General features: G+C 44.0%; 24 protein-coding genes. 6 read left to right on the top strand and 18 right to left on the bottom strand.

Annotation, left to right across the window (positions count from 1 at the left end; genetic code table 11):
- Positions 1-70 precede the first annotated feature (70 nt).
- The 5 genes from ytpR to D3H55_RS07405 all read right to left on the bottom strand — a co-directional run bounded on the left by ytpR (position 71) and on the right by D3H55_RS07405 (position 4,090).
- Positions 71-676 carry a YtpR family tRNA-binding protein gene (ytpR, locus tag D3H55_RS07425; RefSeq protein WP_119546267.1) on the bottom strand — a complete coding sequence of 202 codons (606 nt, stop codon included), beginning with the start codon at positions 674-676 and terminating at the stop codon, positions 71-73.
- Positions 677-678: 2 nt separating this feature from the next.
- Entirely contained in the window at positions 679-1,494 is an 816-nt protein-coding gene (locus D3H55_RS07420) for a DUF1444 domain-containing protein (protein WP_119546266.1), read from the bottom strand.
- Positions 1,495-1,869: 375 nt separating this feature from the next.
- Entirely contained in the window at positions 1,870-2,181 is a 312-nt protein-coding gene (locus tag D3H55_RS07415) for a thioredoxin family protein (RefSeq protein WP_119546265.1), read from the bottom strand.
- 1 nt (position 2,182) lies between these two features.
- Positions 2,183-3,199: a PTS sugar transporter subunit IIC gene (locus D3H55_RS07410; protein ID WP_119546264.1), complete on the bottom strand. Its 1,017-nt coding sequence runs from the start codon at positions 3,197-3,199 to the stop codon at positions 2,183-2,185.
- A gap of 378 nt (positions 3,200-3,577) precedes the next feature.
- Positions 3,578-4,090: a hypothetical protein gene (locus D3H55_RS07405; RefSeq protein ID WP_119546263.1), complete on the bottom strand. Its 513-nt coding sequence runs from the start codon at positions 4,088-4,090 to the stop codon at positions 3,578-3,580.
- Positions 4,091-4,269: 179 nt separating this feature from the next.
- Here D3H55_RS07405 and D3H55_RS07400 point away from each other — a divergent pair, with 179 nt between their 5' ends.
- The gene (locus D3H55_RS07400) at positions 4,270-4,716 is read left to right on the top strand and encodes a YtoQ family protein (RefSeq protein WP_119546262.1); all 447 of its coding nucleotides are present in this window, start codon (positions 4,270-4,272) and stop codon (positions 4,714-4,716) included.
- Between the two features lie 58 nt (positions 4,717-4,774).
- Here the strand turns inward: D3H55_RS07400 and D3H55_RS07395 are convergent, their stop codons facing one another.
- Both D3H55_RS07395 and D3H55_RS07385 read right to left on the bottom strand, forming a co-directional pair.
- Positions 4,775-5,299, bottom strand: coding sequence for a DUF84 family protein (locus D3H55_RS07395; protein ID WP_119546261.1), 525 nt, complete (start codon positions 5,297-5,299; stop codon positions 4,775-4,777).
- 417 nt (positions 5,300-5,716) lie between these two features.
- Entirely contained in the window at positions 5,717-6,790 is a 1,074-nt protein-coding gene (locus D3H55_RS07385) for a M42 family metallopeptidase (RefSeq protein ID WP_119546259.1), read from the bottom strand.
- Between the two features lie 171 nt (positions 6,791-6,961).
- Between D3H55_RS07385 and D3H55_RS07380 the strand changes: the two genes are divergently transcribed.
- On the top strand, positions 6,962-7,276 hold the full coding sequence (locus D3H55_RS07380) for a hypothetical protein (RefSeq protein WP_119546258.1): 315 nt from the start codon (positions 6,962-6,964) through the stop codon (positions 7,274-7,276).
- 39 nt (positions 7,277-7,315) lie between these two features.
- On the opposite strand, the gene D3H55_RS07375 is transcribed toward D3H55_RS07380, so the two are convergent.
- On the bottom strand, positions 7,316-8,158 hold the full coding sequence (locus D3H55_RS07375; protein WP_119546257.1) for a YtnP family quorum-quenching lactonase: 843 nt from the start codon (positions 8,156-8,158) through the stop codon (positions 7,316-7,318).
- A 135-nt stretch (positions 8,159-8,293) separates the two neighbouring features.
- The gene (gene trmB / locus D3H55_RS07370; RefSeq protein ID WP_119546256.1) at positions 8,294-8,938 is read right to left on the bottom strand and encodes a tRNA (guanosine(46)-N7)-methyltransferase TrmB; all 645 of its coding nucleotides are present in this window, start codon (positions 8,936-8,938) and stop codon (positions 8,294-8,296) included.
- A gap of 323 nt (positions 8,939-9,261) precedes the next feature.
- Here trmB and D3H55_RS25180 point away from each other — a divergent pair, with 323 nt between their 5' ends.
- Together D3H55_RS25180 and D3H55_RS07365 are read left to right on the top strand one after the other, a co-directional pair.
- On the top strand, positions 9,262-9,387 hold the full coding sequence (locus D3H55_RS25180; protein WP_276310212.1) for a hypothetical protein: 126 nt from the start codon (positions 9,262-9,264) through the stop codon (positions 9,385-9,387).
- Between the two features lie 640 nt (positions 9,388-10,027).
- Positions 10,028-10,306: a YtzH-like family protein gene (locus D3H55_RS07365; RefSeq protein WP_119546302.1), complete on the top strand. Its 279-nt coding sequence runs from the start codon at positions 10,028-10,030 to the stop codon at positions 10,304-10,306.
- A 74-nt stretch (positions 10,307-10,380) separates the two neighbouring features.
- Here the strand turns inward: D3H55_RS07365 and D3H55_RS07360 are convergent, their stop codons facing one another.
- The 5 genes from D3H55_RS07360 to thpR all read right to left on the bottom strand — a co-directional run bounded on the left by D3H55_RS07360 (position 10,381) and on the right by thpR (position 16,211).
- Positions 10,381-11,154: a phosphotransferase family protein gene (locus tag D3H55_RS07360; protein WP_119546255.1), complete on the bottom strand. Its 774-nt coding sequence runs from the start codon at positions 11,152-11,154 to the stop codon at positions 10,381-10,383.
- Positions 11,155-11,496: 342 nt separating this feature from the next.
- Positions 11,497-13,641 (bottom strand): type I pullulanase, encoded by a 2,145-nt coding sequence (gene pulA, locus D3H55_RS07350; RefSeq protein WP_168412987.1) that lies wholly within the window; start codon positions 13,639-13,641, stop codon positions 11,497-11,499.
- Positions 13,642-13,663: 22 nt separating this feature from the next.
- On the bottom strand, positions 13,664-14,608 hold the full coding sequence (locus tag D3H55_RS07345; protein WP_119546252.1) for a diacylglycerol/lipid kinase family protein: 945 nt from the start codon (positions 14,606-14,608) through the stop codon (positions 13,664-13,666).
- Positions 14,605-15,588 carry an NERD domain-containing protein gene (locus D3H55_RS07340; RefSeq protein WP_119546251.1) on the bottom strand — a complete coding sequence of 328 codons (984 nt, stop codon included), beginning with the start codon at positions 15,586-15,588 and terminating at the stop codon, positions 14,605-14,607. The genes D3H55_RS07345 and D3H55_RS07340 overlap by 4 nt, the downstream gene beginning before the upstream one ends.
- Before the next feature lie 56 nt (positions 15,589-15,644).
- Complete coding sequence (thpR, locus tag D3H55_RS07335; RefSeq protein WP_119546250.1) at positions 15,645-16,211, bottom strand: RNA 2',3'-cyclic phosphodiesterase; 567 nt, start codon at positions 16,209-16,211, stop codon at positions 15,645-15,647.
- 353 nt (positions 16,212-16,564) lie between these two features.
- Here thpR and cysK point away from each other — a divergent pair, with 353 nt between their 5' ends.
- Positions 16,565-17,494 carry a cysteine synthase A gene (gene cysK / locus D3H55_RS07330; protein ID WP_119546249.1) on the top strand — a complete coding sequence of 310 codons (930 nt, stop codon included), beginning with the start codon at positions 16,565-16,567 and terminating at the stop codon, positions 17,492-17,494.
- A gap of 234 nt (positions 17,495-17,728) precedes the next feature.
- On the opposite strand, the gene D3H55_RS07325 is transcribed toward cysK, so the two are convergent.
- Together D3H55_RS07325 and D3H55_RS07320 are read right to left on the bottom strand one after the other, a co-directional pair.
- Positions 17,729-18,064: an ArsR/SmtB family transcription factor gene (locus D3H55_RS07325; protein ID WP_119546248.1), complete on the bottom strand. Its 336-nt coding sequence runs from the start codon at positions 18,062-18,064 to the stop codon at positions 17,729-17,731.
- The gene (locus D3H55_RS07320; protein ID WP_119546247.1) at positions 18,065-18,484 is read right to left on the bottom strand and encodes an SRPBCC family protein; all 420 of its coding nucleotides are present in this window, start codon (positions 18,482-18,484) and stop codon (positions 18,065-18,067) included.
- Between the two features lie 492 nt (positions 18,485-18,976).
- Here D3H55_RS07320 and D3H55_RS07315 point away from each other — a divergent pair, with 492 nt between their 5' ends.
- Positions 18,977-19,645 carry a Type 1 glutamine amidotransferase-like domain-containing protein gene (locus D3H55_RS07315; RefSeq protein ID WP_119546246.1) on the top strand — a complete coding sequence of 223 codons (669 nt, stop codon included), beginning with the start codon at positions 18,977-18,979 and terminating at the stop codon, positions 19,643-19,645.
- 278 nt (positions 19,646-19,923) lie between these two features.
- On the opposite strand, the gene D3H55_RS07310 is transcribed toward D3H55_RS07315, so the two are convergent.
- Both D3H55_RS07310 and D3H55_RS07305 read right to left on the bottom strand, forming a co-directional pair.
- The gene (locus D3H55_RS07310) at positions 19,924-20,664 is read right to left on the bottom strand and encodes an ABC transporter permease (RefSeq protein WP_119546245.1); all 741 of its coding nucleotides are present in this window, start codon (positions 20,662-20,664) and stop codon (positions 19,924-19,926) included.
- Positions 20,664-21,572 carry an ABC transporter ATP-binding protein gene (locus D3H55_RS07305; RefSeq protein WP_119546244.1) on the bottom strand — a complete coding sequence of 303 codons (909 nt, stop codon included), beginning with the start codon at positions 21,570-21,572 and terminating at the stop codon, positions 20,664-20,666. Before D3H55_RS07305 ends, D3H55_RS07310 begins: the two co-directional genes overlap by 1 nt.
- Positions 21,573-21,786 lie beyond the last annotated feature (214 nt).

The following is a 21,786-nucleotide window of genomic DNA, read 5'->3' as shown; positions in this document are numbered from 1 at the left end:
TGGATAAAAAAATTGACTCATATGGAAACCGGGTTTCCCGTCTGAGTCAATTTTTGATTTTGTATGTTGATTAGAAGGAGAATGGTTCTCCGGCTTTCGCGTCTTCATCCAGAACCAAAATGCCTTTTTCTTGAGGTGCGTCCGGAAGATCCAATTCTTTTGCCGAGCAGATCATACCTGAAGAAGCAACGCCTCTTAATTCAGCATCTTTGATGAGCATTCCGCTTGGCATGACAGCACCGACTTTGGCAACAACCACTTTTTGGCCGCTGTCGATATTAGGCGCACCGCAAACAATTTGAAGTGTCTCACTACCGACATCCACTTTACATACACTAAGCTTGTCTGCATTCGGGTGCTTTTCTTTCTCCTGTACATATCCCACTACAAACTTAGGCGAGAAATCGGCTTGAAGTTCTTCTTCAAATCCATTCTTCTGGATGGCTTCATTGATTTCTTTCAGCTTGTCCTGATCCATATCCACTTGTCCTTTGGCATCCACATTCATGTAGGAAGAAGCGTTGAACAGGTTGAAGCCCAGAGTTTCTCCTGTTTTTTCATCAAAGATCCTTACAGCGTCACCTTTTTTATCGAATGACTTCTCGCCTTCAAATCCTGGAGCCAAGGAAATGATTAAAGTATCTCCTATGCCTTCCATATTGTAAAAAACATTCATTCTTATTTCTCCCTTCCAGGTTTACGGTCTTTTTGATTTTGAGCCAATATAAAAATCGGTTCCAATTCGTTATCTTCAAAAAGAAAAGATAAGGAAGTAATCGGAACTTTACCGTTCGTAAAGAAGCTCATCGTTAATTCAGCAAGAATATCATACCCTGTTTCATTCCGGATGTCACCAATAATCAGTACATCCTGATGCGGAACCGAAACGGTCATCTCGCCTTCCACCTTTGATTTCATATCCTTAAGGAAAGAGGTATTCAAAATGCGGCTTCCGTCATATCCATCATTCGTATTCAAGAAATGAAACACATTGCCGGCAAGTGAGTCCTGTTTCAATTTAACCGGGAGCGAACGAAGGTTAAAGAGAGCCGCTTCCTTCACTTTTTCAGATGTCCAGCCTTCGTCCTGAAGCAGCTTCTCATCAATCATCCGATATGTAGTGCCAAGATCCACAGCATAGTAAATCCTGGTTTCTGCTGTATGTTCTTCCGTTATAAAAGGAATGTCGTCATGCGTTTCTGTCGGGAACGATGTTGAGCGGATCACAGGAAAGATCTGCTTCTCTTTATCGGTTAAAGTGTGCTGATATCCCATGACCTCCAGGGCTTCTTCCACATAGTAAACCACTTCATCGACTGCCTTTTCCTTAGATACTTCCCACTTCGCGACAATCGGGGCCAGCGTTACGCTGATTCCTTTTCCCGTATTGATGTTTTCTATACGCAAGACTTCTTTTTCTCTATCAAAAATAAACTTGCGGTCAGGAGAAGACAGCTTTTCTTCAAGCTTCTTCCTCATTTTCTTTGCATCCATTGTTTTGTCCTCCTCTTCTCCAGGAGCATACTTTAATCGTTCTTATTGTACAATAAATGGCCTCTGATACAAAATGAAAGGGGTATTCGGTGTTTCTGCCCTAATCACCTGGGTATGAACCATTGTTCTTTCTATAACAGGGTGACTCCTGCCTAATCACCTTGGTATGACTCGTTTCCAACTCTATAACCCGGTGTTTCTCGTCTTTTCACCTGGTTATAAACCGCCACTCCTTCTATAACCCGATGTTTCCTGACTTTTCACCCGGTTGTAAACCGCGGCTCCTTCTATAACCTGGTGTTTCACTACAAGCCCCCCACTGGCATGCTAAACACAAAAAAACAGAGGGGCACGTGCACCCTCTGCTCACAATTTTTATAATCCCTGAATGAACTCTTCGATTTGTTCTTTGCTCTTTCTATCTTTGCTGACGAATCGTCCAAGCTCTTTTCCATCTTCAAATGCCACGAAGCTTGGGATACCGAATATGCTGAGGTCAGCACATAGGTCGATGAACTCGTCTCTGTCCACGTAGACGAATGTGTACTGTGAATGATTCTCTTCAATTTCCGGGAGGACCGGTTCGATCACCCGGCAATCGGGACACCAGTCCGCAGAGAACATGAAGATATGTTTCCCGCTGTTTCTCATTGTATTGAACTCTTCCATGCTGGAAAGTTTTTGCATATCATTTACCTCCTGTACTGATGTAGAGCTGGTCTGATTTTATCCAGCCGATTTTTCTCATATAAAGAGATATTAACAGCGTGAGCACGGCAGGTCCAACAATATGCAAGATCAGGATCTGCATCCATACATCTGCAGAGAAGCCCATCGTTTTCAGTGTCATTATCTGCCCTACAAAACCACTCGTTCCCATTCCTGCTCCTGCAGCGTTGTTCTCCATCACCCATATCGTCGTCCCGATTGGTGCCAGGATCATCCCCGCAAGAGTCGGCGGGATGAGAATGCGCGGGTTCCGGACAATATTCGGCACCTGAAGCATCGAAGTACCGATTCCCTGCGCAAGTAAGCCGCCAAATTTATTTTCGCGGTAGCTCATGACCGCAAAGCCGACCATTTGGGCACTGCAGCCGATTGTAGCCGCTCCTGCTGCCACTCCGCTTAAATCGAGCATCAAGGCAATAGCTGCAGACGAAATAGGCGCTGTCAGTGCAAGTCCCATCAAGGCTGCTACCAGAACGCCCATCACCACAGGCCGCTGCTCCGTTCCCCATTCGATCCAGCTGCCAAAGAGCACCATGAAGTCCCCTATCCAAGGGCCGATCAAAGCCGCGACAGTGTAACCGGAAGCTATTGTAACAAGCGGCGTAACAATGATGTCAATTCTTGTGGTCTTGCTGACAAGCTTTCCTATTTCAGTTGATAGTACAGCAGCCAGATAAGCCCCGGCCGGCCCTCCCAACGCAGCTCCGGCAGCACCTGTAACCACTCCGGCGAAGAGCACAAGCGGCGGGGCCCCAAGACCGTAGGCAATTGCAGCACCAATGGCCGGGCCCATCAAACTGATGGCCAGGTCCCCCATTTCAACCAGGAAATTGACATGGACCTGCTGTCCAATGGTTTTTATAATAAGTCCAATGATGAGAGATGAGAACAACCCGAGTGCCATAAAGGACAGGGCGTCAATGAAGTACACTTTAGCTGACGGTTTTACTCCCTGCTTTTCTAAAAACCCTTTCATAATTGGCCTCCTTTTTAGTATTTATAAAATAGAACCATTTACTAGTGTAAAGACACATGTCGTAATTGTCTACTAAATTTTCTCCGTTCCCTTTGTCTTCCCCTTACTGCCTGAATATATGAACTTTCTCTCCTGTTATATTTTTAAGTTAAGAATTTCGTTTTCTTCCTGGAGTTTTTCCATTTCTACTGTAAGAACAGTTTTTCCTTTCTTGTTTAACACGTTTACGAATAGCACCTTTCGTAAACGTTGTTGCTATTCAATATACATTTCAAATACTGTCCTGGTAAATCGCCGTAGAAATCCTGTAAGCAGGAAAGAAAAGAGCCTTACATAAAGAAAAGCCTGATCAATGACCAGGCAATCAGGTATTCAACTTTATTTATTTTTTACGGAAGATACGACTTTCATCATGAATTCACTGTCGTCCACGAGGTCATCCTTTACAGACTGGGTTGTCATTTTGGTGCCTCCGATGCCGGTTGTCAGTTCAAATTGATCATCTTCCACTTCCCGGATGACATAATATCCAAACCTGTCGCCATCCTTGAAGGTTTCCTGCTTGATGATGTTTTCACCATCCTCTGCAGCAAGATCAAAAAGCTGTTCGCTGTCTGCACTGACATTTTGATTATAAAATAGAATATAAGTATTATTTCCATCCTCTATGATGACATTATTAGCGTTTTCTTCTTTAATTGATGAACCGGATGGGAGATGAAATTGGAAATTTTCTGTTTCCTCATTCGCATCATCAACAGGATTTTCAAACGTTTCCTTCACGGCTTCCACTGCTTCTTCCTGACTTTCTTCCAGTGTTGCGCTGCTGCATCCTGCTGCGAGCATAAGAATAAGAACGACAGAAAGCTTGTAGTACATTGACTTTGACATCCATATCACTCCTTACCAAGCATAGTCCTTTTCTATCATACCCCTCAAAAAGCCCTATTGACAACCCTCTATTCAATAATATTCCCCATCTTTCGACAATTCATGAGAGCCTTTCCATTCGTTCACATTTTGCTTTCGTGATAGAATGGAACATAACGATTCTTGAGGAGGTTGGAAAAATGGAATTAACGGTCTACTTAGCCGGTGAAATTCACAGTGACTGGAGAAGTGAAATTAAAGAAAAGGCAAAAGCACTCCAGCTGCCCCTTTCCTTTGTTGGTCCGATGGAAAACCATGAACGCTCTGATAATATTGGAGAAGAAATCCTGGGGAAACAACCAGATGCTGTATTCAAAGATGATGCTGCGTCAGATTTAAATAACCTGCGGACCGAGGTTTTGATGCAGAAGGCAGATTTGGTTATTGCTTTATTCGGGGAAAAATATAAACAATGGAATACAGCAATGGATGCAAGTGCGGCAATCGCAAAAGGAAAGCCCGTTATTTTGATCCGTCCAAGAGAACTTCATCATCCGCTTAAGGAATTATCAAATAAAGCTAATGTCACAGTTGAGACAGTCAATCAAGCCCTCAAGGCATTATCGTATATTTACGACACTGAATGAAATACACCTACAATACTAAAAGGACACTGAACCAACAAGGATTCAGCGTCCTTTTTAATTATGAATATTCTTTTCTGTATTTCCACTGTCCGCCCAGGAGTTTAACAGTATGCTTGAACATCTCATCACGGTGGACAGCCCCATTTGTAAAGATGCCCATTGCACCTTGGTGATGGCGGATCCCTTCTGTCTGACAGAATTCATCCATTACCGGTCCCAGTTCTTCGCCATCCCTCAGCCTTTTAGCAATGGCTTCCGGAAGGAGTATCCTGGCACCGCCTGCAATGATCGGTTCTTTGCCTTTTTCGGAAAGCGCCCCCCAATTGCAGAGGAACAGACCGTATCCGGTTTGCACCACTCCACCTTCCAATCCAATCCCAATATCCCCGTCTGACAGTTCCAGCACAGAAGAAGCACGGTTGATTGCCCCCTGAATTGTTTCTTCATCTGAAAATGGCTGTTCACTTACCCCGGAATTGGTTTTAAAGCTTGCAAAATCCATTTCTTGCATGAGCACTTCCGTCAAACCATGCTGTACAGCTTTAATTTTTGCTTTGTTCTTCGTGCCTATGCCTATAATCATGGGATGCCCCCTTGCTTTTTGAAAGTGTTTATTACTGCTTTACGGAACCCCCTGTCTTCCAAAGTGGTTCTTCCCAAGATGGAGAGCAGCATTTTTATTTCCTGATCACCAGGTTTTTTGTGCGGATAACCATGATATTAGCTTAAATTAATTTTGACCAGCAAACAAATTTTACAATAGGCTCTTTTCGCATATATTGTTGCTTTCGGCAAAATCCCAGGTGCCGGATTTTTCCCCTGTATAAAAAGGTTTTACTCTCGAAAAAGAAAGAACAGCTCTTTTCTTTCATTCTCACCGGGGTTTTTACGACCATATACCAGGATATTAGTTGAAATTTATAATGAATAGCAACCAAGTTTACGAAAAGAGCCTTGCACATAAAGAAAGAGAGGTTGGCCCTCTCTTTCATCTTGTCTCTTATGAGTTTTGAAGAATGCTGTCGATCGTAGAACGGTCACATTCTTTTACAAGCTTAGTAATCAACTCTTTAGCAGCTGCATAGTCGTCAACATGAATCATGGAAGCATGTGTGTGAATGTACCGGGAACAGATCCCAATTACCGCACTCGGGACACCCTCATTTGAGATATGCACGCGGCCGGCATCGGTACCGCCTTGGGATACGAAATATTGATAAGGGATATCATTGGATTCAGCAGTATCAAGGATGAATTCCCTCATTCCCCGGTGAGTGACCATTGAGCGGTCCAGGATACGCAGCAATGCGCCCTGTCCAAGATGGCCGAATTCCTTTTTGCTTCCTGACATATCATTGGCAGGGCTTGCATCAAGGGCAAAGAAGATGTCTGGATTGATCATATTCGCCGCTGTCTGGGCACCGCGGAGTCCAACTTCTTCCTGGACAGTTGCTCCGGAATATAATGTGTTCGGCAGTTCAACATCCTGCAGTTCCTTTAGCAGTTCCACGGAAAGTCCGCAGCCGTAACGGTTATCCCACGCCTTCGCAAGGATTTTCTTTTCGTTTGCCATTGGTGTGAACGGGCAGATAGGAACAATCTGCTGACCAGGCTTGATTCCGATCCTCTTTGCATCCTCTTTATCATCCGCACCGATATCGATCAGCATGTTCTTGATATCCATTGGCTTCGATCGCTGTGACTCTTCCAGCAGATGCGGAGGAATGGAACCGATGACACCGGTTACCGGCCCATTATCAGTGATGACCTGCACGCGTTGTGCAAGGAGAACCTGGCTCCACCAGCCGCCAAGTGTCTGGAAGCGGATCATCCCATTATCTGTAACAGATGTAACCATGAATCCTACTTCATCCATATGCCCCGCAACCATTACTTTCGGGCTGTTTTCCTTTCCTTTCCTTACACCGAAGATACCGCCAAGACCGTCCTGGATGATCTCATCAGAGTACTTTGTAAGTTCCTGTCTCATAAATTTACGTACTGCATGCTCATTCCCTGGTGCACCAGGCAATTCAGTCAGCGTACGGAATAATTCCTTTGTCTCTTGATTCATAATGGCTAAACCCCTTTATGTATGTATTTATAAATATCCTCTTCCTATTTTACAGAACTTTCAAGCGACTTTCCACAAATCTTGCTTAAAAACGAGTGAACGCTTAATAACTGTATCTTCCGGGAAATTTTAGTATAATAAAATCAGAATATTGCTCGAGGAGGAAAAGTGATGAATTGGAAATCGTTTTTACTCGGCGCAGGTGTCGGGATTGCCGGAGGATACTTACTGAAGGAAACGCTTGATACAAAAACATTGCATTCTCCAGAAAAAGTATTGCATGCAGTGAAGAATTCATTTAAAAAAGAAGGTCCGATTGACGGATCCTGGATCGGTATGGTCCCGGAAAGCTATGAAGTATATCCAGTCAAAACAAAGGTATACAGAGGCGGAATTTCCCGCCGCCAGGACGGAGAACTTCAGCAGTATGAATTTGTTGCCGACTCCACAAACGGAACAGTATTGAACATTCAAAAGATCTCTTAAAAAAAATGAAAGGCTGATGGCAGCCTTTCATTTTTTTCATTATTTTTCCCTCTTGATGGATTCCTCGACCTCTCCCTTGCCATTCCATTTCAACGCTCGGTACACTGCATCGTGATAGAATAAGAACCAGTATCCTTCATCAACCGCTTTTTGGATCCACTTTTCTTTTGCATGAATCGATGTCATAGGATAATCATCATAAGCCAGTACCCAGAGCGGATTTTTATGTGCATGGGTCGGCATAAGGTCGGCCATATGGATGAACTTGCTGCCGCCCCTTTCTATTGTGATGATGGAATGCCCTTCACTGTGGCCTCCCGTGTGAATCATCTTCACTCCAGGAAGGACTTCCACTTCATCCGTAAACGGCTTTACCTGATGAGTAATGCACTCCCAATTTTCTTTCCAGTATGTATTCTTGGAGCGCATATTGGGATTCCTCATCTCATCCCATTCCGTCCGGGACGTATAAATCTCCGCGTTCGGAAAAACTGATACGAGGTGATCACCTTCATATTTGGATAACCCGCATGCGTGGTCGAAATGCATATGTGTCATCAAGATGATGTCGATATCCTCCGGAGTCAATCCTAGCGAATTCAAAGAGTCCCCAATGGAAGATTCCTCTGTTACCCCATAGTTCCTTTTTTGTTTATCTGTAAGTTTCCCGCTTCCGATTCCCGATTCGATGAGAACGTTTTTGCCATCGAGCTGAAAGTAAATCGGATCGGTTCTCAATTCAATCTGGTTCTTCTCGTTAACCTCATATTTCCTGGACCACAACGGCTTGGGCACAACTCCGAACATCGCACCGCCATCCATCCTGGTTACACCTCCATTAAGCCACTTAAAGGTGATGTCTTGAAGCTCTAATGATTCCATATTTTCTCTCCCCTTTCTACCTTTTAATATTATCAGAAAATTCCTTTCAAATGAAAGTTGAAAGATTTAAGTGTTATTGATCACTTGTTCATCGGCTAAATAAAAAAGAACAACCCGTTAACGGGCTGTTCCAGGTTATTTTTGGGGATACTGCACTTCACTGCGGTATATCCTCTGGCCTTTTGAGGAAAATTTCTCTTCATACTCCGTCATGATGTTCCCTTCAAAATCACTGTTATGAAGGTCCAGGCTGACATAGTTCAAGAGAAGGCCGTAATGTGAAAAGCTTTGCAGCGAGTATTCGAACAACCCTTGGTTATCCGTCTTAAAGTGGATTTCACCTTCGTCGACCAGGATATCCTCATACAGCTTCAAAAACGTTTTATACGTAAGACGCCTTTTTTCGTGTCGGTTTTTCGGCCATGGATCGGAGAAGTTCAGATAAACCCTATCCACATCATCTTTCTGAAAATACTCCTTCAGGTCCTTTGCATCGACATTCATCAATTTAACATTTGGGATATCCGCTTCAATAATTCTGTCCAAAGCAGAGACAATGACACTTTCATAAAGCTCGATGCCGATATAGTTGGTGTCGGGATTAGCTTTTGCCATTTCCGTCACAAACTGTCCTTTGCCGGTTCCCACTTCGATATGAAGCGGGTTCAGATTGCCAAACACTTCTTTCCAATTACCTTTATGATCTTCAGGCCGGGCAATAACATATTGGGGATATTCATTAAGTTTTTCGCTCGCCCAGGGTTTATTTCTCAAACGCATACAGACACCTCTTTTATCTTTTAAGGAAAGCAGTTGAATTTTATTTTCTTATCGACAAAACAATACCATGACATCCCTTTCTCTGCAAGCGATGTCGGAATCAAACGGATTTCCGCTTTATTTTTATAATCTGAAGTATTCCCGAGTATATCCGTGTATTTATATAAGTCCACAGACTGTATGCGCTTACACACAGGATTAACCTCGATAGGCCCATTCAAAGCAGAGTTATGAACGTTTAGAATCGCCTACCATTCTGGTAAAGTTATGAATGTACATTGTTGATTCGACATGGAAAACAAACATAAGGGGTTGTTTAATAAATGATGAAATTACTGAATATGGCTGCTGAGGTTTCTGTAATAGCAGGAATGGGTGTTATGTTCGTTGGGTACAGCCTGTTCGTGTATCCTTTCGAGAAACTGACACAGCGTTCTGTTTCTATATAAGAATATTCCAGAGCCGCTTCGGGTTGCCCGACGCGGTTTTTTTGAGTCTGGATTATGTATGTATATCTCCTTCTCGACCGGTTTTTTGATCTTCTCCATTGCGAGGGCTTTATTATAGACATTCCCCCTTTTGATTTGCCTTAATCCTCTTCAAGCTGATCATTTTCAATGGGTAATTTTGCTGAAAGTGATCTGAGAAAGGTCCCTGGTACACGAATAAGAAAAGACTTTCGCGAAAGTATCTGCTTTCTCTTCGCATCCAACATTAAAATCCCCATCCTCCCGGTAAACTTTCAACAATGCTCTTTTTGTAAACTTAGTGTCTAAAATAAATTTCAAATAATATCCTGATATTTCGTCGTAAAAACCCCCTGTGAGAAGGAAAGAAAAGAGCTGATCGTCCTTTTCGAGAGTAAATCCCTTTGTATACAGGGGGAAAATCCGGCACCTGGGATTTTTCCGAAAGAAGCAATATATACGAAAACAGCCTTCAACAATACCTTCCAACTCCTGCTGTCATGCTTCAAGAAGTCAATTGAACAGCAGCCAAACCACAACAACCATGAATAAACAAAAAAAGAATCCACAAACTAAGTATGGATTCTTTTCTATAGTCAAACAAACCGGAAAGGGTGTTGTTATGCCACTCGGACATCAAGATCAAATGAATCTGCTGAAGGACATATTAACAAATCACTACGATGATTGCTGTGGTTCAGTAGCAGAATGTGAACAATTGGAACGGCTGGTCAAATCACTTATGGTCAATTCCCAGATTGGTGATGGCGTGAAACCCATCCTTCAGGAAATTTACAACTACAGCCAAAATGGAATCAATTCACCCAACCTGGATCATCACATCAACTCACAAAAAGAGAACCTGTCTCAATGGGTTCAGGATATGGATACCCTTTCTTAAACGACGGCTGCTTTCAGAAATACCCTGGAACCATTCACTTCCAATGAGGGAGAGCGTGGGTTTACTATGAAAGCCTAAACAATTGAATGAAGGTACTCCAGCCAATGATTCATTTCATGGAAGCGTGCTTTCCCCTTATGCCATTGAATGGAAAGAAGGGTTTGTGAAACTACGTACCATTTCATCCTTAGTTTGAGGTTGTCCGTTAAAGGTACACCGTATTGTGACAGCCATGTTTCCCAGTTATCTTCAGGAATATACCAATACAAAAGAAGGCCGATGTCAATTGCCGGGTCGGCAATCATTGCCCCGTCCCAATCAATTAAATACAACTGGTTGTTATCAGACAACAGCCAGTTGTTATGATTGACATCACCATGGCAGACAACGTATTCGTCATGCGAGATGTTGGGCAGGTCAGTTTGCAGGAAGTGCAAAGCTTCTCTTACCTTAGGATGGGCAAGCAGTTCAAAGTCCAGTCCCGTCTCCAGTTCCGCCAGCATATGCTCCGGCTGAAAACGTTCTTTTCCCAGCCTCTCCAGCATTGTCAGCAGCGGCCTGGAAGAGTGGATTTTCTTCAAAAGCCTGGCAGCCCTTTCTTCCTCCATCTCATCGGGATCCAGTTCCCTCCCATTCAGCCAATGCTGTGCTGTAATCACATCGCCGCTCTCTATTCTTTTAGTCCAGACAAGTTTCGGGACAATCCCCTCAGCTGATAGAACAGCCAAAAAAGGAGAAGAGTTTCGTTTAAGGAAAAGCTTTTGCTCCTGATATTGGGCAAAAAAGGCCTCTCCGGTCGCTCCTCCCGCCGGTACGATTTCCCAATCTTGATCAAATAAGTGTTCCAATAATTTCACCTTCTATTGGTTCGCTTCATTTATATAAAAGGCTGTTTTCGAATATATTGTTGCTTTCGGAAAATCCCTGGTGCCGGATTTTTCCCCTGTATACAAAGGTTTTACTCTCGAAAAAGAACGAGCAGCTCTTTTCTTTCCTTCTCACCGGGGTTTTTACGACGATATACCAGGATATTAGTTGAAATTTATATTGAATAGCAACAAAGTTCACGAAAAGAGCCATAAAAAAAGTTATCTTTAAAATAAAAAAGACAGCTATTGGGCAAAAAGTTCAATAGCCATCCTCTTCAATAGTACCGCCTTCTGACCGGTTTCGTCAAGTCTTATTGCAACCTACCGGCAGCACACAAAGCAGCTGCCTGGCGCAGCAGTCAATCTGCTCTCCCTTATGACGGCCAGTGTCCCCAGTCCTGCTTTTTCCCCATCTGAAATGAGTGTCCATGGCATTTCTCCTGAGGGCAGCGGCACCGATATAGTCTCTTCATTTGCCTGAAACAATAAAAACAACTCATTCCAGGGACCATATGCTTTTACATTCTGGAAATGAAGCGTCACTAAACCGGGACTGCTGTAATCAGCATGTATATGTTTCTTTATTAAATCACTGCTGCTGAACCTGAAAGCTCCGTGCGCTTTCCTGATTGCAATCAGCCCTTTGATATATTCGACCCTGTCCCGATATACTGTCCTCCTCCCCCAATCCTGCTGGTTGATATTATCAGGAGAACGGTAGCTGTTCTCAACCCCCTGTTTTGTCCGGAAAAATTCCTGGCCGGCATGGAGGAACACGATGCCCTGGGAGAGGAGCACCATCGTAGAAGCAAGGATATGGCGCTTTTCCCTTTCCGATTCATGCGTGCAGCACGCGGAAACTTTATCCCACAGCGTATGATTATCGTGGGATTCAACATAATTGACTGATTGCGAGGGACTTGAAAACACCCCCTGCCCGCCCGTTAAACCGATACTCCCTGTAAGGACTTCGGCGGCTTTTTGTTCGAGGCCGCTGTGGCCGAGAGCAAACCCGCGGTCATATAAATTAAAGGTACTCCCTTTGATTCCATCTCGGAAAGAGTCGTTGAACTGCCCGATTCCAGGCATCTTTGCGGCATTGCGCAGGTTGGCCTTCATTCCCTCAGGCAATGGTGTGTTCAGCTCCCATCCTTCCCCTATGATTAATGCATTGGGCAGGATCCTTTCAATTGCTTGTTGAGCCCCGTTCATGGTTTCCACATCGAGGATGCCCATCAGGTCAAAACGGAATCCGTCTACTTTGTACTCTTTCAGCCAAAAAAGGACGGAATCGATGATGAACTTTCGGGCCATCTTCCTTTCAGAAGCAATATCGTTCCCGACCCCTGTGCCATTGGCCGGCATGCCGTTCGCGTCATGACGGAAATAATACCCTGGGACTATTTTTTCAAAGGAAGAACTTTCTTTAATATAGACATGATTATAGACAACATCCAGGATGACGCGGATACCGCGGTCATGAAGGGACCTGATCACCGCCTTGAGCTCATTTATCCTGCTGTAAGGGTCTTCTGGCCGGCTGGAGTAACTGCCTTCTGGAGAATTGAAGTTTAAGGGATTGTATCCCCAGTTATACCTTCCGTCATCTCTTTGGTCAGATACCCCGTCAAAGTCATTGACCGGAAGGAGTTCCACATGGGTGATGCCCAGATCATTCAGATAATCGCTGCCGGTACTGAACCCCTGGGTCGTTTTGGTCCCTTTCTCTGAGAATGCCAAATAACCACCTTTATGTTCCATCCCGCTTTCTTCACTCACGGAAAAATCCCGGACATGAAGCTCATAGATGATGCTGTCTGTCTTGGATGCGAGGGAGGGCATGGATTCCAGCTCCGCCGTTTTATCAAGATCGACAATGGCTCCCCATTCGCTATTGAGCGAAACGGACTTGGCATAGGGATCTACCGCTTCCTCCCAGTTCAAATTGATGCAGGTCAGGTAGGTGTAAAAAAAACCCTCTTTATTATCAGGCAGCTTGAGGGACCATACACCCTTATCACCCCTGTTCATGTCATATTGCTCTTCGGTTTCTCCATGAGGGCTGATAAGTTTCACTTTTACCTTTATGGCTGTTGGAGCCCACAATTTAAATGCGGTTCTCCCGCCTTCAAGAGTCACCCCTAAATCAGAGCCGTCATAATAGTACAGTTCGTCAAATTCAGCCGTCCGAATGACAGCACCGATCTGCAGGTCCGTTTCATTTCCATGTTCATCTTCAATGTAATACGTCCGGTCAAGGTGGAGATCCATGTCCAAGGAACAAATATACTTGTTTTGATCTTGGAGGGGATAGGTTTCTCCAATAGCAAGAGGCTTTTTGTCATGGTCTTTATCTCTAAGGTAAAAGACAGAAGAACATCCTTCATGGTAAGAATGGGGAAGCAGGATAGTTATCGTTTTCATTTCATCCAAATAGGCAAAGAAATTTCTTTGAATGACCAGCATAGAAACACCCCCCATTGAAAATTCAGCTCAAATCCGCTGTCTTCCAGTTGTGATGCTGAACCTCGATATTAAGAACTTTGCCATACTCCAACACCCCTATGTAATCTCCGTCAGCCTGCACAGGGACAGGCATTTCTGATGTAATGACAACATCTTTCACTCTATAAGTTTCAACTTCTTTAAACAAAGTATGCCTGCCAGAAAACACTGAGAGAAAAACAACGAGGAGCTTGAATCTGGACAAACCATGGACAATTGTCAAATCCAGGACGCCGTCAGAAGAATCAGCCGACGGGGAGATCCTCATCCCTCCCCCATAATATTGCTGGTTCGAAACCGTCATGAACCAGGTACGGGGAAAGCATTTCTTTTCACCATCGATGACTGCTTCGATAACGGATGGTTTATACGTAAAAGCTTCGGAAAGAACCAGAACAGCATAAATCAGTTTACCCAGCGACAGTTTATTCAACCATTTTTTGATAGATGATCTGCCAGCCCTATCAGTGATCTTCGCATCGAATCCTGCTCCCATGCTATTTACAAAGTGCCCTCTGAATAATCCGTTCAGGACAAAGCAGCCTGTATCATGATGCTTTTCCTTAAGCTGTCCCTGTTGAACTGAACGAATGACACCTGCACCTTGCTCGACCTTTACCGGCCATAGGTATCCTTTTGCGAAATCATTACCGCTCCCTGCAGGAAAGCAGCCGACCGTTACATTTTCATACCCGATGCATTGATTGATAATACCGCTTATGGTTCCATCTCCGCCTACTCCGACAACAAAAAGCTTTTGTTCCGGAGATTGATTGACTGCAGAATCGACTATGCCTTTCACCTTTTCAGCAGAAGAGGTGAAGTACACGTCATTTACCTGGGACTTCAACTGTTTCTGTAACTTCTTCCAAACCTTTATGGAATAGCTGTTCCTTGCATTGATGTTGACAATGTAGATGGTCCTCATGATCCCCGGTCCTCATCTTGCGGTGCAGCGGGGCTGTAATCGGCCTGCCAGCCCGACCTTTTAAAGGATGTGCTCTGACAGAAATCAAGTAAACCTTTCGCCAATTTCAATTGGACATTCTTAATTGGAGAATGTGATGCCCGCATTTTTTCAAACCATTGTCCATGCGATCTTTTGTCAATAGAATGGACATTATGAGGCGCCGCTTGATAGTCCACATATCCGTCGCGGCTGATAATGCCTTTCTTTATCGGCAGATCCACCTCTGCATGCTTCATGATTGAGTAGATGACTGATTCCATCCGATTAAGCGCTATCATGGGATTCAATACTTTAGTATCCTTGTCTCCCCATTTCTTCACCCAGAACCTATCCCGGGATCCGATATATGCTGCTCCATCTCCCTCTTCCAGAAAGGTCAGGCACCAGATTTCAGTCGGTGTCAGAAGTATGACATCCATTTCCATTGGCGCATTTTTAAACTTGAATATCGGATAGTACAATAGGAAGATATTATCCGGAAACCTTTTCAGAAAATACATCAGCCTCTCATCCGACGTATAACTTTTATCTACATATGACTTTTCAGTTAAGGTTGAACTTGCCCACCGCAGCTGAAAGTTAAACAATTGATCAAGGAAAAGGTGCTTCAACTCGTCAATAGATGATGGAAACTCCGTTATCTCAAAATCCATCTCCGAATCTTCTTCCGGGGGAGGCAGGTACATTTCTACCTGTTCATCTTCCTCATTTGTTTCACGCCGTTTAAATAGACTGCCTACCTTTGAAATCAGGCTCTTCTTCTCTGCTTCCTCCATCTCGCCGGTCTCTTCCTCGTGAATGAGGAGTTCCCCTTGTTCCCAGCTTTCCTTCCACTTTTCCCACTGCTGCTTTTTTAACCGGACAAATTGGGAAGGATAACGATACGTATCCAATTCGTACCTCGAAATATAATCCTGCAGCTTTATTAGTTGCGCCATAAATAATTTCCCCTCTTGCATTATATGTTTGTGTTCACTGTTTCTTACGGATAAATTCAGTTAAGCGCGTTCAATATGAACTTCTCAACAACTTCATACTTAGGTGTGCGGTCGAGATGTGTGCGGTACAGGACAAACTCTTCGACCTGGCAGACCAAGGGCCTTGATAAGAAATACGCCTCGAGCATGCTGGTGCTGAACCTGTCTTCGCCTTTCCATTTCCTTGCAATGGTGATATGCGGGTTGTATGGCCTTTGGTCCAGTTGGTACCCTTCCTGCTGACATACAGAGTATACATTCTCCCTTAAGGCAGATAATGAAGAAGAAGTACCTACATCAGCCCAAAGAACTCTGGGTGAGATAGGGTTTCCAAAGACACCAAGCTTTCCCGTCTCCAACGAGAACGGTGATATCCCTTCTGCAGCCCTTTGAATTTTTTCGATGCTTCTTTTCAGTCTGTCTTCTTCAGTACCGCCCAAAAACGCCAAAGTGATATGTACATCCTGAGGATGGACCCAGCGATGGAACGGCAGCGCCATTTTTATTTCTGATGCCCATTCCGCCATTTGTGCCTTCACCTTGACTGGCAGCGGTACCGCATAAAAATAGTGGTGTTGTTTCATTCTACACACCTTCCAGTCATTTCATTATTCTTATTTTATCAGACCTGGCCTGCCGCAGATATCAAAATCGGCCGGCCAATCCTGACATACACCTTAATTATGGACACCTTTACTATCCTTTAGGCTTGTTTCTTCAAATTGGATAACATGATCAAAGGAAATAAACTTCTCGAATGTGCTTCATAAAGTCCACTCCATAGTAGAATTTTGACCAAAAGCTGATAAGTAAAACTTATTTATTTGATAAGATTTGTTAGAATTAGTAACATAATAATATGAAATAGTGGATTTGTGTTGTGTTGCAACATCAGTTCCGACAACCTGAATGACATTAAACGAAAGGGCGTAATAACATGAAAGTTGTTCAAAATATAGCTGACTTAATCGGAGATACTCCCCTTGTCAAACTGAACCGCCTGAACCCGGAAGGCGGAGCGGATATATATGTAAAGCTTGAATTCTACAATCCAAGTAAAAGTGTAAAAGACCGTGCTGCTTTCCAGATGATCATCGAAGCAGAAAACGCCGGGCTGCTGAAGAAAGGTTCCACTATCATTGAACCGACCAGCGGCAATACAGGCATAGGCCTTGCAATGAATGCAGCCGCACGGGGTTACCGCGCGATCCTTGTCATGCCTGATACCATGACGCAGGAAAGAATCAACCTGCTGAAAGCCTATGGAGCTGAAGTAGTCCTTACCCCTGGTGACGAAAAAATGCCGGGTGCGATCCAAAAAGCAAAAGAGCTGACAGCTGAAATTGAAAACAGCTTCATGCCGATGCAGTTTGAAAATGAATCGAATCCGAACGCGCATCGCATGACCACGGCTGTAGAAATCATCGAAGCGATGGATGAACTGGGTAAACCGCTGTCTGCATTTGTTGCTACTGCCGGCACTGGAGGAACGATTACGGGAACTGGAGAAGTATTGAAAGAACATTACCAGGACATCGAGGTCCATGTTGTCGAACCTGCGGGATCACCTGTCTTATCCGGAGGACAGCCAGGAAAACATAAATTGGTTGGTACAAGCCCGGGGTTCATTCCTGAAATCCTGAACCAGGATGTCTATGATGAAATCCATAAAATTGAGGATCAGGACGCTTACAATATTACCCGCCGCATGGCAAGCGAAGAAGGGATCCTGGTCGGTCCATCTTCAGGAGCAGCCTGCTTTGCAGCCATCCAGGTAGCGAAAAAGCTGTCCCCGGATGATGTCGTCGTCTGCATAGCTTGTGATACAGGTGAAAGATATCTGTCCAGCGATTTGTTTCGTTTATAGTTATAGATCAAGGCTGTTTTCGCATATATTGTTGCTTTCGGAAAAATCCCAGGTGCCGGATTCAAAGGTTTTACTATCGAAAAAAATGAGCAGCTCTTTTCTTTCCTGCTCACAGGGGTTTTCACGGCGATTTACCAGGACTTTATTTGAAATTTATAGTGAATAGCAGCCAAAGTTTCCGAAAAGAGCCTAGATTAAAGAAGTCCAGGGCCTGAGATCCTGGACTTCTTCTTTTTACTCATTAGGTTTTTTCACATCACCATTTTCCACCACATGCTTCAGTATGGCCATTTTGTTGGACCAGAACTGTTCATAATAGGCTAGCCATTCTTTTATTTCCCCAAGTGGTTCAGGATGCAGATGATACACCTTTTCCCTTCCGGCTTTCTCTGAACTCACCAGTTCCGCATCGGAAAGAACTTGTAAGTGTTTGGCGATGGCGGTCCTGGTTACCGAAAAATGAGAAGTGATTTCGGCGATCGATAAATTCTCGTTGGCAAGCAATCTCAGGATTTCACGCCGGGTCGGTTCAGCGACCGCTTGGAAAACATCATGCTTTGCTGCCCCCATCTACTCCTCCAGCACCTTTCTCAGGTTATCCTGGACAATTCCAGCCCAGCCGCCGTTCATCCTTTCACGAACAATTGAACTTTTTTCCCGGGCTTTCGGAAGCAGAGTATCCGCTTCCTTCCAGCCGCTGTGGATCAGTGTGAATTCAGTTTCGTCACCTTTCGCTTCTAAAAGAAAGGTGACGATCCACCCATCTGTATCCCAGGAAAAAGAAATCTTATTTGGTTTTTCCACTTCCAGCACTTTACAAGGCGAAGGCCCGAAAGGAGATTGAATATGGAACTCATGACCGGCTTCAGGTACAAAGTCATTCGGCATAAACCATGATGAAATCCCCTCAGATGTCGAAACCGTTTCCCATACTTTTTCTATTGGCGCTTTGAATACTGCTGTTTGATGGATATCCTGTACTTTGTTCATTAACTCTCTCCTTTTTTAGTGCAAATTATATAACACCCTTTGGTTTCTTTTATTATATTATAACACCAAATGGTTTCATGTCTACTATACATTGTAATTCCTAAGCCGATAATCCAACAATCCAAGAAGGAGTAACGTCCCTTTTTGTAGAATTTCATATTGATTTAGGCTCTTTTCGTAAACTTTGTTGCTATTCAATATAAATTTCAATTAATATCCTGGTAAATCGTCGTAAAAACCCCTGTCAGCAGGAAAGAAAAGAGCTGCTCGTTCTTTTTCGAGAGTAAACCCTTTGTATACAAGGGAAAAATCCGGTACCTGGGATTTTTCCGAAAGCAACAATATATGCGAAAACAGCCTTGATTTAAAAAGGTTTTAAAAGAATGCGGTGATATCAAAACAGACGGTTGACCAGTTATCGTCATCAAATGCAGGAGTAAGTTTTTTAGATAGAGAAGGACAACAGCAGATAATTACAAAGGAGTTGCAGATATGAAATTACTGCTTACATCTGGCGGCATCAATAACAAGAGTATACACGGGGCGCTGGTTGACATGCTGGACAAGCCGATCGCCGAATCCACGGCTCTATGCATCCCTACCGCAATGTATGGCCACCCCTGGGTCGGCCCCGGCGTCAAAGCATGGGAGTTCATCACCGGAAACCCCGGGAATCCAATGGTGAGTCTTGGCTGGAAGTCAGTCGGGGTGCTGGAACTTACAGCGCTGCCAAGCATCAGCAAAGACCGTTGGGTGCCCTTGGTTCAGGATACAGACGTCCTGTTGGCAGCAGGGGGGGACGCTCTCTACCTGTCTCATTGGATGCAGCAATCCGGGCTGGCTGGCCTTTTGCCATCGTTGAAGGCAGTCTATGTTGGGATGAGCGCAGGAAGCATGGTAATGACTCCCGCGATCGGTGAATTTTTTGTTGGCTGGACCCCGCCCTCCGGCAGCGATGATACATTGGGATTGGTCGATTTTTCAATCTTTCCCCACCTGGATCATGAAATGCTGCCGCATAACACTATGGCTGCCGCAGAAAAATGGGCAAACGGGATTCAGGGACCTGCCTATGCGATTGATGACCAAACCGCCATCAAGGTGGTTGAGGGAGATGTCGAGGTTATTTCTGAAGGGAATTGGAAATTGTTTTGGCCCTGATCCATTATAATGCGGAGACTAAGATAAGGCATCGGCGACACAGTGACCGAGCCGATGGAAGCATAATGAGAATAGCCTTTTATTGATGACATTAAAGACTGAAACAGGCTGCTTAGTTGTCGAGGAAACTGATAGTCCCAATGAAACAATGTGCACCTTTCCTCCCTTAAATTGAGGATCTATAAAATGTGTTACAAAATCAAAAAAGCAGTCCATCAAGGATACAAACCGCACATGTGTATCCTGAATGGAACCGCCTTTTGTTTTTGGCTTGGATGTTATTTATCACTCCAGCGAAAAAACCGCGAAGCCAATATTGTGGAAATAATGCCAATCCCCAGAAGGATGCCCACTTCAAGGCCGTACTCCGTAATCGGCGCCTCGCTCCATGTTCCCCGCAGCATTTGAATGACATAGTACAAAGGCAGAATCTTTGCGACATACTGCAGGATGGTCGGCATCATTTCCAGCGGGAAGGTCGCACCTGATAAAAACAGCATCAAGTTCAAGAACAAAGAACTGATGGCTGCCGCACTCTGTGTATTTTTAGCAAGCGAAGTCATGAACAGTGCAAATGGGAAAAACGCAAGGATACTCACTAATAATGCTATTAATGTACTGCCGATATAAGCTGGTAATGTCAAATCATACATGAGCATCCCAAATACCATCAGCAGGACAGCTGAAATGGCAAAAATGACAGTCCCTTGAAAAGTATGGGCAGCCAGTATCTTCCACGGCTGCAGGGGTGTTGACTGATAACGGCGAAGCACACCTGTTTCACGATACCCTGTCAACACTGTTCCCAAAGTGAAAAACGAGGTGGTGACGATATTGACGCCGATCCAGGCAGGAACAAACATTTCGGCAAACAATTGAGAGTTCATTTCCTGGCCGACAAACATGGAACCAAACAACCAGATCATGGCCACCGGGAAAAGAAAAGTCCAAAACACACTGAGACGGTCGCGGAAGAATATTTTCGTCTCTATTGTCGCAAGCTTAGTGATCGCTGTCATCATACAGTCTCCTTTTCTAAATAATGAACAAATAAATCATCGAGGGAACCTTTTTCAAATCTGAAATCGGATAGCGGGATATCATTGTTATGGCAATATGTAAAAAGGTGATATGCTGTTTCCTGCTGATTTTCGCTGAATACCTTAAACAGCTTTTCATCTTTTTCCACTCTTACGACTTCCGGAAGCGATTCTACAAAACCAAGTTCAACTCTCTCACTTTCAAAGGCGATAAAGTGACCGGCAGGATTATTAAGCAGCTCAGCCGGCGTATCAAGGGCCTTTAATTCCCCGCTGTAGATCATTGCCACACGATCACAGAGCTTTTCCGCTTCCTCCATATAATGGGTCGTTACCACGATCGTGCATCCTTCGTCCCTCAACATTCTGATCATAGACCACATTTCTCTTCTTGCGTGCGGGTCCAGCCCCATACTCGGTTCATCAAGAAACACAATTTCAGGACTGTGAAGAGTAGCAAGGGCAAGAGTCACTCTTTGCTTCCACCCCCCTGACAAATCTTCAAAATGAACATTCAATTTTTCATCCAGATCCAATCTTTCTATCAAATATTCTTTCTTTGTGGACTCATTATAGAAAGATGCAAAAAGGTCCAGTGCCTCTTTCACCTTCATCTTCCTCTGAATGGAAGTGGCCTGAAATTGGACACCGATCCGTTTATTTAATTCCCGCAACTGCTGGCTGGGCACCAGTCCCAAGACTTCTACCGTACCGCCTGTCGGTTTGCTGATTCCTTCCAGCATTTCAAGTGTAGTCGTTTTACCTGCACCATTCGGACCGATAATCCCGAAGATTTCACCTCTCCGCACCGAAAAAGACATGTTCTTCACTGCCTTTACGGAGCCGAAGCTTTTAGATAGATTCTCTACTGTTATCACGTTTTCCAACTCTGTTTCCCCCTTGATTTTTATCAGTCTCCTACAAGTCTATGATTGATATGCAACGACTTTTAACAAAAAGTTCATATCCGGATGCCTCACTTAAATTATAACGAATATTCAAAAAAGTCCTTGCGTTTAATTACGTTTAAATTATAAAAAAGTTTCAATTCTCTTATTATTATTAAAAATCCCATTATTATTGGATTTCAGAACCAACTTA

This window comes from Bacillus salacetis (assembly GCF_003581585.1).
In the GTDB taxonomy this organism is placed as follows: Bacteria; Bacillota; Bacilli; order Bacillales; family Bacillaceae_B; genus Rossellomorea; species Rossellomorea salacetis.
The sequence above is the reverse complement of the archived record's forward strand: the minus strand, read 5'-3'. Positions and strand labels throughout refer to the sequence as shown.